Here is a 17,189-nt window from a genome sequence, read left to right as displayed (position 1 = left end):
TATTATTATTCCTATTTGGCCTAAGCTTCTTCAATACAGATGGCGATATCTTTGACTTCATAAATACGCAGACCATCTTTACTGAGGTTTGCGTCGCCTATTATGATGCGTTTACCGTCTTCATCTTTTACTGCACTGATATGTACATCAAGTGACATTTGTTTGTTAAGTGGGTTAATTTGACCGCGATATTTCCATTTAATATCCGACAATATTTGGCCAAATTTTGGATTAGTGAAACCTTTACCTAAGTCTGTACTGATGGCGTAAGTTTGCATCAACTCGATCACGGCTTCAACACCTAATGAACCGGGCATAACCGGATCTTGATGGAAGTGGAATTGGAAGAACCAATCACTTGGGTCAATAGTGCGTGACGCAGCAAGATAACCTTTACCGTATTTGCCGCCAGCTTCAACAATTTCGGCTTGGTCGATAAAGTTAAGCTGGCCGCCCGCTAAACAATAATGCGGTTGGCTAGTTGGCGGATTAAACACCCGTGACTGTTTATCCAATAAATTAACGCTGATGTCTGCCGCGACGTTATTATCAATATGCCATGGCTGAGTAATTTTGCCATTATCTATGCCGAGCTGGTTTTTGAGCGCATCACCTTTAAAGTAACCAAATACCGCACTACCGGTGTAAAACGGCTCGTTATCGACACTTAACTCAAAGGTGAAGCTTTGAATAATGTTACTGCCAGCAATGACGGTTGATAATAGCTTTGAATCATTGACGATAGTTTTGCCGCGTAAATCCACATGACGTAATAATTTTCCGCCACCGTCTAAGTTACGGAAAAATAGCTCTTGCCCAGGAAAGCCTAAGGTGGTGCCCATGTAGCCAGAAATAAAGCCATTGGGTTGTAATGAAATTTCCATTAACACCGAATAAGGCATTACCGCTTGGTGGCTGTTTTTAGCAAAGTACCAAGCATCTGCTGGTACTTCGTATTCAGCGATACACGATGATGGCTTTTTCAATTCGCCGCGTTTACCATTAATTTCAACCACGCGGGTGGTTAACTGTAAATCGCCACAAGGTGTGCGCGGTGGGATAAGTCCGCGGTAAATACTAAAGTCAGGACCAAAGCATTTTTCGATATCGCCAGTAGCAAATTCAAACATATGGTATGGGGTAAATGGCACGGTATCAGGCACGCGATTAGCGTACTTTGAATCGGCACTGACTATGGGCGCTTCAACGTGTTTTAGTGGAATAACGCCCTTGTTACTCGGGGCGTTTAAATCTGGAACTTGCGCCATTAACGGGGCTTTGTTAGCAATCACTTTACTGCTAGCGTTTGAATCAACGGCAGGGCTAGCGTCTAACGAGATAAGCGGATAACGAGTACATTCGGCATCTTCTTTAATCATTACACCCAAGTTTTGGAAATCGACCACGACTTTACCATTGAGTAAAATATCAATATTGGCTTTGGCATAAGGACGGGGATGAATACCTATTTCAGTCACTTCCATGCGATAGGTCAGCTCTGCCGTTTGTGGTAACACTTGGCCACGACAACGAACTTTTTGCGAAGCATTTTCCAACGGTTGGAATCGGCCATTTTCTACTAGAGTATGCATGCCAATGTGGATCATAAAGAACTGTAATAGCTGGCCACAACCTTCGGCCATTAACGAGCCTGCCATCACTTGGTCGCCTTGGAAATGACAAGGGAAATACCAATGGTCTGGCGCAATGTGTTTATGACCTTCGAGTAAGCCTAAGCCCCACGCGCCACCTTGTGTTTGTAATTGACTCACTCGCTCAATCATTAAGAATTTTTCTGAGGCAAAACAAAGCGATTTTTGTATTCCAGTTTGCAGTTGGTGCGCGACATGGTCGCCACCAAAACAGCTGCCAATATCACCAGTCAGTAAATGATGGATTTGACCATAATCAAATGCCGTTTGGCTACAGTGGAGTAATGGGGTAAAGGTTGGTTTATTTGGATTGTTGAGCACTTGTTGGCGATGTTTTATTTCATCTTCAGTTTGAATAACCCCTTTACCATCGGCCAGCTCTTGGTCGGTAAAGAAGCCCGCACAGCCACCATCCATTTTTAGGATCATCTTGTCGCCTACGAAACACTCGTAAGAGAAAAAGAATAATAACGTGTCGCCATTGCTGGCAAAGTTATTGATTTTAATGTCGTAACGCAGTGTGTCGCCGCCACGAGGTAAATCGGCTAAGAAGGTCAAAGTACAATCTAATAAGCGATAAACCCGCTCGCCTTTGTTTTCAAAGTCGATACCTAAATAACTGATCAACATTAAATCGCACTGGCCCGATTCTACCGCGACAGCCCAAGGGATTTGACCATCCACTAAATACGGCGCATCGACGGGGATGTCGTATTCTGTAGTCATTGAACACGGTTTGTATTGATTCATGGTGGCATCGAGTTTAGTGACGCGTGACACCAATAAATAATCTGTTGTCGGTAAGCGAACTCGGCGCGAGTAACTGTCGATAATGGCGTAATCTGAGCCAAATACTTTAGCGATATCGCCTTCGGCATATTCAACTAAATCAGCGTAATTCCAAATACACGGTTTATTCGCTGGAATAGGTGCAGTGTAAGCGGGCACACAAGCATGATTAGGTTGGATTAACCTGGCAGGGCTAATGGTTTCACTCTTAACCGCGGTTTGTACTGCAGCATTAACCGCATAAGTATTAGTAGCCGGAGACGCGACTTGAGTCGCAGCTGTCTGATGGCTAAAACCAGCCAATTGAGATCGTAATAAACTGTCGGCTACTTTCAAGCCTGCATCTCTGCTGGCCAAATAAGCTAAATGCGCTTGTTGTGCTAACCACTGATTTTGTTGAAATGCCGTTAAATGTGCAGGTGGGATAGCATGATTTGTCATACTAGCAACCCTTGGTTGCTTTGGAATTGTTTTATCGGGCATATTTTCTGACATAAGAGGCTCGGCGATATTCTCGCTATTATTGACGCTAAGAGGATTATTATCACGAATAGTTGGTTGCTTACTTTCAATGGTGTTGACTACAGTTGGGGCGATATCTGCACATTGATTGATAATACTGTCGAGCGCATCAAGTGGGCTGTCGATAATGTGTTGGTAAATATCTCGACCACCTAAACTGACTTGTTTAATTAAACTTAACTTACTGCCCGTAGCCAGTTGTTGAGTTAAATTATTGCCCAGTCTAGCGTGCAATGCGTGTTGTTGCGCCGCAGAAACAGACAGATTAACTTGTGAGTATTGATTGTCGCTGCTGGTGAATACACTGGCATTGATAGACGGTTTATCGATGTGACGAGTTTGCACTAAACCGTGCAGCAAACTGGCCATGCCAGAAGCAGCAAATGTATGACCGAGAATATCATGAGCTTTACTCAATAACGGCGCTGAGCTGACCGCGATTGCAGCATCAGTTAATCCTTGGGCAAACTGTTGACCTTGAGTCGATAATATACATTCAGGTGATTGGTTTAACTCAACAACATCTGCTGATAATTCGGCTGGTAATTGTGTTGGTAATTGTGACAATGGCGTAAAGTTAACGCTGTCGATACTGGCATAGCTGTCAAGCTGAGTGTGTGCAGAACTAGTTTGTTGCAGCACGAGTGCGCCAGCCCCTTCACCCACTAACCAATCTGTTGAACTTAATCCTTTGGCGTTAAGTTTTGCGGTATTGAACAACATATTTTCAATGCTGCCAGACAGGTCTACAGCGGCAATAATGATTGCATCTAATGGCTCTTGTAACGAGCCTAAAGCAAACAAGTTTTGCGCCACATCGATACAGCGGTTAACTGATTGCTCGCCTGCAGAAATGGTAAATGCTGGGCCGTTGAAATCCCATAATGAGGCTATCCGCGACGCCATAATATTACCAATAAAGCTGGTGTACTGGTTAAGCTTAGCGGCGTCGAGCACACTGTCCATCGCAATGGTTTCAAGACTGTCATATTCCGCTGTAGATAATTGGATTCCTTGAGCGTTAAGGCTTTGCGTTATTTGGCTATGTAAGTTAACTCGACCACGGAATTGATGAAGTTCAAGTTCGGTTTCCATGGCAACTAACACGGCGACTTTGCTGCCTGGCGTTAGCTTGGCATCGGCGATAGCTTCATCGGCGACTTTGATCAACAGTAGTTGTTGCGATATTAGGCGATCATCTTCATTGGGTGGCACTTTAAAACGCAAGAAATCAAAATCGAACTGATCGATATACGCGCCTTGCGGCACTTGGGTGATGCCATATTGGGCTAATAGTTCAGGATGTTTGTCTAAGCCTTTCCAGCGTTGAGTGGGTAGCGTGCTAAAGATGGCTTGTTTGGCGATGATTTTTTTCGCCAGTGCATCAATACTACTGCATTGACCAAAATGCGCCGCCATGCCGGTAATGTGCATTGGCGTTTCTGCATCAACTAGCGTCGTGTTGCGAGTTTGAATGCTATTGTTCAGAGCGTTATTATTTTGAGCATTATTATTTAGAGAATGATTATTTTGAGAATGATTATTCAGCGTATTGTCAGCGACGGTTTTAGCTTGATACGACTCAATCAATAAATGAGCGTTACACCCGCCAAAACCAAATACTGATACGCCAGCATGGCGGGCTTTATTGCCAACTTTATCGGGCCAAGGTAGCACTGCATTTGGCAAGGTTGCTTGGCCAAATAAGCCATTAGGTGAAGTGATAGGCGAGCTGATATTAATACTCGGTGGCAACACGCCTTGGCGCATCGCAAAAATCATTTTCATGATCCCAGGCATGCCTGCCGCGGTGAGTAAATGGCCTAAATTGGATTTTGCTGAACCAATTAATGGTGTAGCGCTTCCTTGAAGTTTGTCTTCAAAAAAACGCTCCATCGAGGTTAATTCAACTTTGTCGCCTAATGGTGTCCCCGTAGCATGACATTCAATCACTTCAATGCTGGCAGGGGTGATACTTGGATCGATTGCTGCTGCATCGCGATAAGCGCGCTCGAATGCTTGCACTTGGCCTTTGCTGTTTGGGCTTAACACAAACTGGCCTTTACCATCATTCGACAAGCCAATGCCACTGACCAAAGCGTAAATATGGTCGCCATCACGCTCGGCATCTTCAAGGCGTTTGAGCACTAATACTCCCGCACCTTCGCCAGCGAATAAGCCTTTACTGTTACTATCAAATGGGGCGGAAATACCGTGGTCGGGATAGGCATGAAATATCGAAAAGCCCATGTTGATAAAGAACGGATCGGCTCCCGACACCGCGCCAGCCAGCATCATGTCTGCTTTGCCGGTATGCAAGTAGTCGCAGGCTAATTTTAATGCGTAAACTGAACTTGCGCAGGCGGCATCTAAACTCAGTTGCGTACCACCCAAACCTAAAGCATCGGCAACGATTTTTGAGGCATTATGGGCAACAGCACCATTACGCAAGTTAACGATTTTAGGCGCTACATTATTATTGTTATTGGCATTTTCTGCGGTATTGCTTTGCGATGCTTGATTAAACGATTGCAGATTAAAGTTTGGCTGTTGGAGTTTAGTCTGTAAGGCTTTTTCGACCGCGCTGTGATAAAGCGGCACAAATAGCTCGTTAGACTTGGCAGTAGGGAACGATAAGGTGCCCATGACAATACCAGTGCGCTGCAGCACGTTATGATTAAGGTCAATACCTGCATCAGTTAACGCATTTCGCGCTGTGTCGGTTGCCCACAAGAAACTGTCATCCAAACCAGTAAATGCGTCGGGTTCAATACGATAACCTTGAGGGTTAAATTGAAAGTCCTGAATATAGCCGCCTTTATCACAATAAAAACGGTCCGACTCGCCTTGTACACCCAAGTAGTCACTCGGTGAAGCATTGAGTTTGCTCGCACTGATTTGGCTGCGCGAATCTTTTTTGTCTAATAAGTTTTGCCAAAATTTAGCCGGAGTATCCGCGTCGGGATACTGATTGGCTAAACCGACAATGGCGATTTTAGGGGTGGCTTGAGAACTCAATGAGGTTCTCCTTCTAATGATGTTTCACTGCAACGAGACAGTGGTGAGCCGCCGGCTATTGCCGTCTGCTGAGATAATGAGTTAATTGCATCGTCAAGGCTGCGAAAAAAGGGCGTTAATGACATCGGCACGCGATGCGCTATTAATTGTCCCAAACACTTGAGTAAACTGCTGACATCGTCGCCGCCCTTGGCATTAACAGCAATCGCCATCGCTGGGGACGTTTTACCACTCTGAGCATTGATTTTGTCTATTAAGGTGGTGGTTTGCCTATCGGCTCCTACCTCAACAAATAATCGGCAGCCTTGCTCTCGAGCATTGTGGATTAACTGAGTAAAATCCAACTGATGACAAAAAGTATCGGCAATCGATTGTGCAATAGCGTGCGAGTCTAGCGTGACAGGTGCTGTTTGAGCCGCCGAGATAAACTGCAATTGCTTGGGTAAATTTTCCAGCAGCGGTTGCTGATAAAACTGGCGTACATCGTCGACAATATTTAGCGCGGCTGGCGTATGCATTGCGGTAATTCGATTGGCTGTAATACCACGTTTACCTGCTTGCTTTAACAATGCTTTACAACTGGATTCACAACCTGCGATAACACAGGTATCACCTTGAATAATGGCAATATAAACGCGTGGATAATCCGTTAAATGGGGCGTGAGTTCATCAATACTGGCTCGAGTCACAAAGCTGTTCCAGACAATGGGTTCGTCATCGGTTAATTGCCATTGCTGGCGAACACAGCGAAGCTCTCCAGAGATATCTTGGGTAAAGATACTGCTGTTTTGGGTTGCTTCAATCATAGTGTGTGGCGCTTGCCATACATCTAAACTCGCCCACATGGCAGCTTCACCCATGGAGTAACCCAAAGCAAATTTGGGCTCAATGGCAAACTCTTGCTGCAACAGCTTGGTTAAAATATAACTGGCGCCAACACCGGCAATGGCTAATTGGCTTAAGCTCATCTGTGTGGCACGGTTTTTATCTGCCGCGTAAATAAACTCTGTCTGTAACATCGACTGCATGTCACCTTGGCTTTCGAGTTCGGCATACACATTGGGGAACACTAATCCCATTTGACTGAGCATGTTTGGATACACAGTACCTACGCCGGGATAGACAAAACTCAAGCCATGATCACCAAGCGGTGCAGAATAGAAGCAACTGCCAGCTGGGGTTTTATATTCTATCGGCGGCTTATCGCTAACGTCAGGCTCTAGATGAGTCGACATCATTGCCAACATCGCACTAACTTCTACGATTAATCCGCTACGATCCTGCGCCATTAACACTAAGGCTAGGGGGGCATCAGTTTGATAATCGGCCAATGTACTTTTGATAAGTTTTAGTAAGCTGACATCGTCTGTCGCCGAATTGACCTGCGCAGAAAAAGCCATCAGTTTAGTGTGCAGTTGCACCAATGAAGTGGCACACAATGGCAGCCATAAACGTTGGGGGTTAACCAATTGCTTTGAGGCGACTAATGCACGTCCTTGGGTCAAGATCATTGCCTGAACACCGTTGGCACTTGGGTAACATAAAGCTGCAACTCGACTTTGGTGAAGTGGGCTAAACCAATACTGGCTGTTGACCTTGTCCTGTGTTGGTATACAGCGACTGGCGATAGACTCTACTAGGGCGGTCATTGCGGCCAATGCGGTTTGTGCATTATTAGCAGTATTGGATTTTACGCTGCCATCTAACGCGACAATCTGCGGTTGAGTATGTAAACGTTTTGCATGATTCAGCGCCAGTGTTATTGCTTCAGCCTGATTGCTACCAAGTGCAACACCATTGAGATAAGCGTGCGCATTGACGCTATTTTTCGCGGCAAGTAGCCCCGGCATTATCCACAACCGATCGGCAATATTGATCATTTCATCTGTAGTGGATGATAGCCGCTCTATGCTGTGTAATAACGCCAGTTCAAAACCGTCGCTATGCTGAGTATCAATCGCAACCTTGTGCTCATTAACCGAGTCGACATTGGGTTTTCTCAGCAACAAAGCCAAGCGCATTGGCTTGGTTTGTTGCTGCAAAATACGCTCACTAATGGATTTTAGCGCCATGTTATCTGTGGCTGTCACACTGTGTCCTTGTGTGAAAGTTCAGCAGATGCTTGATGTGGAATAAATGCCCCATTCAAACTCTTACTAATGGTCACTTTAGCATTGAGCATTTGGCAACTCAGGCGGCCGTCTTGATGATATAAACTCACGTTAGCCACTAGCATTCTTCCGCTGTGCTTAACCACATCAAGTTGAATATAACCTTTATCACCATTTGCAAATGGCCAAGCCGTAACACACTCACCGGTTGTTGACGGTAAACTTGCGGCATCGTATTTCAGTCTTGCCCATACCAGCATGGCTTGTAGTAGCAAATCTTCCGCGAAAACTTGGCTACCACCTAATGCCGATGACGGTATAAAACCTTGGCAATCGTTAGCATTAATGCTCGGCAATTGAACCTGACACAAGAGCTGAGCATCATCAAATGCCAACACTTGCTTAATGCCTTGCAAACGCGGGCCATGAAACAAGGTTCCGTTTTGATACAGTTCAGCGCCTGAATACAATGGTGCCATGTTAGCCCATTGAGCCAAACTGCTGTCGCCAACAGTGGGTTTAGCAACATCAGTTGCCAATATTGCTTTATTGATCACCAATTGAGCTTGGTATTGCGGTTTCATGACTGCGCTAGGATCGTTTACCAAACGAGAGGAGATCAGCGCGCTGATCCCCGCGTCAGTGTGCGTTAGTTCCAGTTGCAACAAATGTGGCTCATTGGTGTCAAAAATAACCCCTTTAAGCAATTTGTATTCAGCAATACTGACAGGCACATGACATAAGGTTTCTGCCGCATCACGCATCCATTGCATGGCGCATACCGTCGGCAATACCGAATTGCCAGCAATACAATGATCGCTAACAAAAGGCATTTCAGCCGGGGTTAATACTCGAGTCACCGTCTGACTGATAACATCAGCAGCCGATGTCTTAGTCGTAACGGCCTCAGTCGTAACTGCGTTAGCCGTAAATGCTTTAGTCACAAGTGTATTAGTAGCAAATGTCAGCGAACCCTTGGCAATAAGCAAAGCGTCCGCATTAAGCTTTTTTACAGCGTTGTCTTGCTCTGATGAACCTTGCATATCAGAGCCAATGAGCAGTTGTGCTCCTTGTGGGCTTAATAAACTGTGAGCAAATAGCTCGGCACCCGCTTGTAGTGGAATAACGTAAACGCCACGTTCAACAAACATTTTCTTTAATGCTGAACTGACCATACCGCCATCCCAAGGGCCCCAATTAAAACTCATCACTTTAGCTTGCGGTAAGGTGTGCGCTAGTTTCAGTGCGGTTTTATTAAGGATTTCATTCGACATAGCGTAATCACTCTGTCCGGTATTACCGTAAAAACCGGCCGCCGATGAAAACAGTGCAATAAGCTTAATTTGTAGTGGGTCGAGTGCATTAATAATGCTAGCAAGCCCAGTCACTTTGGTGTGGTATACGCGGTTAAGTTCATCCAAGGTTTTATCTTGAATGTGCTTATCGGCTAACACGCCCGCACCGTGAATAACCCCATTAATGGTTAATGATTCACCCTTAGCATTCGTTAGGCTGTTAAGACTGGCAGCTACTGCTTTGGCGTCGCTGACATCCATCGAGACATATTGAGCACTGGCGCCGACCTTGCTGAACGCATTTAACGCAGCATCGATTTCTAGGCTACTGCTGATTGGCCACACGAGTGCATCAATCTGTTTTGGCGTCGGTTTGTTGCCTTGAGATTGAATGTAAGCGATGGCTGCGGCTTTTAATTCTGAAGCTTGTTTGCCTTGCGCCCAAACCGGTAAGTCGCTACCAAAATGTTGGCTACGACCTGCTAACACAAAATGTGATTGGCATTGTCTGGCTAAGGTGAGGGCGCATTCAAACGTTACGCCTTTTGCACCGCCGGTGACCAAAATCGTGTCATTTTTGTTTAGGCTTGCTGGTGCAAACTGTTCGCTAGCGTTGCCGGCAACTAAGGTTACTCGACCTTGATTACTGATCCCCACTTCATTAATGCGGTCCGCGCTAGCATTGGCACCATTGATATCAAATAACTCAGCAACGATGGCATCGGCAAAGTTTGCTGTATCAATGTTGTTGGCAATGTCTAATGCGCGGCAAAACACCTGAGGCCATTCATGGCTTAGGGTTTTGCTTAGACCAGATAAGGCTGCTTGGTTAAGCTCTGCTGTTGCTAGCTGAGTATTATCAAGATAACCAAATCCGCCGTCTAAACGGCTCACGGTAAAGTAGCATAAGCGCGAACCTTGAGCTGGTTTAGCAAATTCAGCATGAAGATGCTTAGCCCATAAAAACGCGTTGTCGACAGCGGCTTTTGCTGCAACAGTGCACGACATTAATTCGCTGCTGTTAGCGGTAGCTTGAGGCTGTAAATGAATAAAGCCTGCAATGGCATGTTCAGCGCCCAAATCGGCTTTAATATCGGCAATGACTTGTGCAATTTGGGCATCATCAATGCTGCTCAACGTATAGCTTTTAATATCGCTGCTTAAGGGTGAATGTGCCACGCTAATGGTTTGTGGGTTACGAATAACGGCGACGGTTAATCCCTTTGCATTTAGCTTTTCAGCCAGTAAACCTGCATTGTGGCCATCGTCTGTGATGACAATACAAGAGTCTGTTGAAAAGCAATCTACGAGTTTATCCGCCGCTGGTAACTTTTTTAGCGCTACCTCGCTGTGTGGCGGTAATGCCGCGGTGTTAACGTCAGCCTTGTTTGCAGTTGATGCTGGTGCGACCGACGCAATAGCGGTTGCTGCAGGCAATTTGGTTTGCATGTAGCTGACGATTTCACCTAAGGTGCGACATTCGGCTAAATCTTCTGGGTTCAGCTCAGGTAAGCCTGGTAGTTCGTCTTGCACTGTACCTAGAATTTCAACGCGTTTGATTGAGTCGATACCTAAATCGGCTTCCATGTCCATGCTCAGTTCAAGCATTTCAGCAGGGTAACCGGTTTTGTTGGCTACCACTGACATCATGGTGCTTAATACGGTATCAGCACTTAAGCCAGTTGTTGCAGGTGCAGATACTGGAGCCACAGTGTTAGTTGCAGGCAATTTTGTTTGCATATAACTGACGATTTCGCCCAAGGTACGACACTCGGCTAAATCTTCTGGGTTCAGTTCAGGCAAACTGGGTAGTTCGTCTTGCACTGTGCCTAGAATTTCAACACGTTTGATTGAGTCGATACCAAGGTCGGCTTCCATGTCCATGCTCAGTTCAAGCATTTCTGCAGGGTAACCGGTTTTGTCGGCTACTACTGACATCATGGTGCTTAATACTGTATCAGCACTCAAGCCCGTTGTTGACGTTGCAGATACAGTTGCTACTGGAGCCGCAGTGCTGACTGCTGGCAGTTTAGTCTGCATGTAGCTGACGATTTCGCCCAAGGTACGACACTCGGCTAAATCTTCTGGGTTCAGTTCAGGTAAACCTGGTAGCTCGTCTTGCACTGTGCCGAGAATTTCAACGCGTTTAATTGAGTCGATACCAAGGTCTGCTTCCATGTCCATGCCCAGTTCAAGCATTTCCGTTGGGTAACCAGTTTTATCGGCAACTACAGCTAACATGGTGCGTTGGACGTTTTCAGCGGTTAAGCCCGTTGCTGCCGGTGCAGCAGCATTTGCCGATGTTGATCCCGTTGACGCTACAGCAACCGAGTTGGCCGCTGGTAATTTGGTTTGCATGTAGCTAACGATTTCGCCCAAGGTGCGACACTCAGCTAAATCTTCAGGGCTCAGTTCAGGTAAGCCTGGAAGCTCATCTTGTACTGTGCCTAAAATTTCTACACGTTTGATTGAGTCAATACCAAGGTCTGCTTCCATGTCCATGCCAAGTTCAAGCATTTCAGTTGGGTAACCGGTTTTGTCGGCAACCACAGCGAGCATGGTGCGCTGAACGTTTTCAGCGGTTAAGCCCGTTGATGCTGGTGCTGCAGTAACTACCGATGTTGATCCTGTTGACGCTATAGTAGTTGTGTTTGCCGCAGGCAGTTTAGTTTGCATGTAGCTAACGATTTCGCCCAGGGTGCGACACTCGGCTAAATCTTCTGGGCTCAGTTCTGGTAAACCTGGAAGCTCATCTTGGACTGTGCCGAGAATTTCTACCCGCTTGATTGAGTCAATACCAAGGTCTGCTTCCATGTCCATGCCAAGTTCAAGCATTTCTGTTGGGTAACCGGTTTTGTCTGCGACCACATTGAGCATAGTGTCTAACACTTGTTGCTGTGTTAGTCCGGCTGTTGGTGCAGAAACCGCTGCTGAGCTAACTTGCTGAGCCACAGGAGCTTGAACAGGTATACTGGCTGTCGGTTGAGGTTGAACCGCTTGAGCGGTTTGAGCTGTTTGAGCTGTTTGAGCTGTTTGAACCTGAGCTGAAGCTGGAGCAACGGGTGCTACCACTGGCGAAGGTATTGCTGCTTGAGCAACTTGGCTTTGCGGCACAAACGCAGGCTGTACTGATGCAGCAGGTAGCGATACAGGTGCAGAAGCCGCCATTGGCATTGGTGTTTGCCCTTGCAACATGGCTAACGCAGCTTGGCTTGCTTGTGCTTGCAACGTTAAGAATTGAGTATGACTTTGCAATGTTTGTGCTTGATGCTGGTGGAACATCTCCATCGAACGTTGCAAGCTTTCTGGAATGGCTAATCCCGATGACGCCATTTGCGCTTGGGCTGTCATCAGGTGAGCAAACGTGTCGCCATATTGCTGTGGTATGGCTAAAAACTGCTGATGTAATTCAGCGGTTTGTTGCTGCGCCGCAAAAAATGCACCGATACTATCGGTCGACGCTGACACACTTGAGCTAACTGCTTGAGCTTTAGCGATAGGAGCTGTTGCCGTTAAAGGTGCCGCTGTTGCAGATGCTGGCGCTTGAGCTGGTGCGGATGTTGCTGGCACTTCAATATATTCAGTTTTAATGACTTCTTTTTCCACAATTCTTTCCACAACTTTCTCGACAGGCACTTCCACTGTCTGGCTGGTAACGGTGCCGGTTTGCAATGACTTTTGCATTTTGGCTTGAGTGGCCGGACTAATATAATTACTCGCGGTTAACTTAACGTTCATCGGTGACACTTTGGCAAGCTCAGCGATAGGCGCTTGATACGGATCAACCTCAGTTAATGCCACCCCTAATACTGCAAGCTGACAAGCCGCTTGGCGCAGTTGAGTGTCACTATTGCCTTTAGGATTTGGGTTCAAGCTCACTACACTGACTGATTCTGCTTTATTGCCTAGGGTAGCCTCCACCAATTTTTGGAGGATGTTTTTAGGGCCAAACTCAACAAATACTCGAGCACCCGCATCATACATGGCGTTTAGTTGCTCGCTAAAACGAACCGATTGCAACATATGTTCACTAAATGCTGCTTGGATTGCTTTAGCATCGTTAGGATGTGCTTTACCTGTGCCATTGGCATAAAGGCTTAGTTTTGGCTTAGCAAATTTAATCTTATTGATTGCCGCAGCAAAAGGTTGTTGAGCATGGGCTACTAATGGAGTGTGGAACGCGCCAGAAACCGGCAAGGCGATTGCTTTAAAACCAAGTTCAGTAGTGATTGCTTGTGCCGCTAGGGTACATGACGCTGTTGGGCCTGCAATAACCAATTGGGTTGGTGCATTGTAATTAGCCACCTTGACGCCTTCAAATGCACTAATGCACTGTTCAAGCTTTTCAACACCGTTGTCAACAGATTGAGCGGGGATAATAATGGCGTACATTACCCCAGCGTCTTGATCTTTAGGTGTCGCCGCCATTGCTTGGCCACGAGCAAAGGCCAATTGATAATAATCAGCTTGGCTAATAACGCCTGCCGCACATAATGCTGACAGTTCACCAAAACTATGGCCGGCAACCATATCAGCTTTAAAACCTGCTTGAGTCAATAATGCATATTGGCCCATGCTCACCGCACCAATAGCACTTTGGGCATTGGCGGTATTGGTTAATGCTGCCTGTTGCGCGGCAATATCTTCGGCTTCAAAAGCAGGATTTGGGTACATAATTTGCGATAGTGGTGTTTGTTTATGTTGGGCAAACACCTTATCTGCTTGCATCAGTTGCTGACGCATTTCTGGATACAAACAGGCTAAATCGGCGCCCATGTTCAGATATTGCGCCCCTTGTCCGGCAAATAGTGCTGCCACTTTATGGCTTGCCGCTTCAGGATGAATCAATGCAGCCGCGCGATAACTGGTGCCAGAAGGCAACTGCCAGCTGTCGGCAGTATTTGAGCTTAACTGCGCCAGCGCCTGAGTCAGCTGAATGGTTAAGTCTGCTAATGAAGCAACCACTAAGCCTATACGGGCCGCATTAGGGGCGATGGTATTCAAGGCAAAACGTTTACCAAAATCGGCTAATACAATTTCTTGGCGATTTTGCTGTGTGGTATCAACAGCATTAATTTCACTTTGCAGTGCGGTTAATTGAGCCTGTAATGCGGCTTTGTTTTCAGCATGGATCAATAGACTTTGTGGCACTGAACGTTGACGATACTTATCGCCTCGAACATGTTCTTGACGATATTCTTCCAACACAATGTGGAAGTTGGTACCGCCAAAACCAAAGGCACTAATACCCGCGCGGCGCGGTGTATTGTCGACTCTTGGTAACCATGGACGGGTTTCGGTATTTAAATAAAATGGCGAGTCCTGAATGTTTAATTTAGGATTCGGCTTACTGACGTTAATGGTCGGTGGCAACACTTTATGATGCAAAGCCAGCGCTGCTTTAATCACACCAGCGGTTCCTGCTGTTGATTTAGTGTGGCCAACTTGTGATTTAACTGACCCAAGAGCAATGTGCTGTTGAGTGTCATTACCGTCGGCAAACACTGATTTTAAACCATTGAACTCTGCGACATCACCAGCTGCAGTACCAGTACCATGGGCTTCAATTAAGCCAACAGTGTGCGGCGCAAAACCTGCGTCGTCATAAGCGCGTCTTAATGCTTTTGCCTGGCCTTCTGGGCGCGGTGCGTAGATACTTTTAAACTTACCGTCTGATGATGAGCCAATACCTTTGATAACAGCATAAATTCGGTCACCATCACGCTCAGCATCATCAAGACGTTTAAGCGCCATCATGCCAATACCTTCACCAATCATCATACCTTTAGAATCGATATCGAAAGGTTGAATGGTGTCATTAGTGGTAAATGCCGGTGTTTTTGAAAAGCTCATGTACATAGAAGGCGAGTTATCGGTACACACACCACCAGTGAGCATCATGTCACTGCGGCCTTCAACTAACTCTGTAATCGCCATGCGCATTGCCGCTAAAGAACCTGCACAAGCTGCGTCAACCACGCAATTCATGCCGCCTAGATCAAAGCGGTTAGCGATACGCCCAGCAATCACATTGCCGAGTGAACCTGGAAATGAGTTCTCTTCCCAGTGAATATATTGATCCTGAAACTTTTTGATCAACATCTCAGTGTCTTCATCACTTAGACCACTATTTTTAAATACTTTTTTGAGTATTGGGTACTGTAAGCGACCGCTGAGACTGTGATTAATTTTTTGACCACCGCCGACGCCTAGTGTAATACCGATGCGATCGGTATCGTACTGTGCATCAATACCTGCATCAGCTAGCACTTCTTTGGCGACCACTAACGATAAAAGTTGTGAGGTGTCTGTTAGTTCGAGGATATTAGGGGGCAAGCCAAATTCCATTGGATTGAAATCGACTTCAGGTAAAAAACCACCGCGTTTACAGTAACTTTTGTCGGCCATTGATTTATCGGCATTGTAGTAATCTTCAGCATTCCAATGGCTTTCTGGAACGTCGATAATCGCATCAATTTTTTCGCTGATTAAATCCCAAAACTTGTTTAGGTAACGTGAGTTAGCAAAAATACTCGCCATGCCGACAATCGCGACAGGCATGTCTTTTAAGCGTTTGTTTAAACGCTTATCTTTATTACTGGATTGGCTCATATGAGTCTCCGTTTGATAACTGAGGTTCAGTTATCTGGTGTTGGGATCCAGCTGCATCAATGGTGCTAGTGGATACTGCGGCTGGTTGACCTGCTCCAGGAAATCGAGCAAGAAAAGTGTGATAATTGCGAACCAATAACTTACGTAAATGAAATGGTCCGTGCTTTAAGACATGCGTGATATAGCGATTACTCGCTTGGGTATGGCTGTCTTGATAAATATCGAGGTAAACCCAGTCAGACTTAAAATCGACTCCAAGCAAAACAGAATAGGCTTGCTGCTTCGTTAATTGAGGCGGAATACTTAACGACACTACTTGCACTACGTTGTCTGGATCTGGACTCGGCAGGGCTAAAGTGTCGGCTAATGTCTGCGGGTTAACGGTATAGGTTTGAATATCGGCGCCTTGAGTAATAGGCAGCTGATTGAAGAATTTTTCTGGCACAAAAGGGCTGTCAAATTCGTCTAGTTTAGAGACCCCAAAACGCTTTAAGCAGCGGGCAAGACCGGAGCGAGAGACATTGGGGTTGATAAATTCTTGGGTGACTTTTAATAGCCTATCTAAAGGCATTTTTAATTGATAACGCAAACCCAGCATCACGTACTCTTCCATCGGAGATAGTGTCGTGTTGAGTTTGTGCGGGGTATTTGGGGTGTTATCGATTGAGTCACGTTTACGCCACTTACGTACTGTAGCTTCGCTGATATTGAGGATTTTGGATAATTGACTGACGCTGTAATCGGATTGCTGAATAAATTGACGCATTTCAGGTGTTGTCGTCGCATTACGGTGTTGGACCGTTTTTGGGCGAGGCTTACCCTTAAATAGACCAGATTCTAAATGTGTGGTTATCTTTTTTGTCATCTAGACAGGAATTCCAAATAATCTATTGGGACTTTAGCGCATTTAAACTTACCGATACTTACTTAAGTCATACTTAAAGAAGATAAAAAATTAGTCTAAATATCCATTTATGCTTTTTTTAACACAAAGCAGATTACCTGAGGTTTCACTCCGATACAATCACCCGAGACTGAAAACAAGATATGAGGTGTAAAAAATGATTATCTGAGAAATAGGTCAAGGCATCTCTAGATCTAAAATTGCACTGAATTTACCTTGTTTTGGCGATTATGTTGTCAGTTAATCATTTGATACTTTCCCCCAAATAAAAAATAGGTAATGAGTT

Annotated in this window: 4 protein-coding genes; all 4 read right to left on the bottom strand. The window is 45.6% G+C overall.

All coding sequences use genetic code 11. The features are described from left to right. Positions 1–20 precede the first annotated feature (20 nt). The 4 genes from AAEY94_RS00850 to AAEY94_RS00835 are packed head-to-tail and all read right to left on the bottom strand — an operon-like array spanning position 21 to position 16,864. Entirely contained in the window at positions 21–5,981 is a 5,961-nt protein-coding gene (locus tag AAEY94_RS00850; RefSeq protein ID WP_350976539.1) for a hotdog fold thioesterase, read from the bottom strand. After that, complete coding sequence (locus AAEY94_RS00845; protein WP_350976536.1) at positions 5,978–8,071, bottom strand: PfaB family protein; 2,094 nt, start codon at positions 8,069–8,071, stop codon at positions 5,978–5,980. Before AAEY94_RS00845 ends, AAEY94_RS00850 begins: the two co-directional genes overlap by 4 nt. Beyond that, positions 8,068–15,999 carry an SDR family NAD(P)-dependent oxidoreductase gene (locus AAEY94_RS00840; RefSeq protein ID WP_350976533.1) on the bottom strand — a complete coding sequence of 2,644 codons (7,932 nt, stop codon included), beginning with the start codon at positions 15,997–15,999 and terminating at the stop codon, positions 8,068–8,070. The genes AAEY94_RS00845 and AAEY94_RS00840 overlap by 4 nt, the downstream gene beginning before the upstream one ends. Then, entirely contained in the window at positions 15,983–16,864 is an 882-nt protein-coding gene (locus AAEY94_RS00835) for a COG3415 family protein (RefSeq protein ID WP_101087745.1), read from the bottom strand. Before AAEY94_RS00835 ends, AAEY94_RS00840 begins: the two co-directional genes overlap by 17 nt. Between the last annotated feature and the right edge of the window lie 325 nt (positions 16,865–17,189).

This window comes from Shewanella sp. AC34-MNA-CIBAN-0136 (assembly GCF_040309945.1).
GTDB lineage: Bacteria > Pseudomonadota > Gammaproteobacteria > Enterobacterales > Shewanellaceae > Shewanella.
Note: the sequence above shows the minus strand (reverse complement) of the source record. Positions and strands in the feature narration are given on the sequence as shown.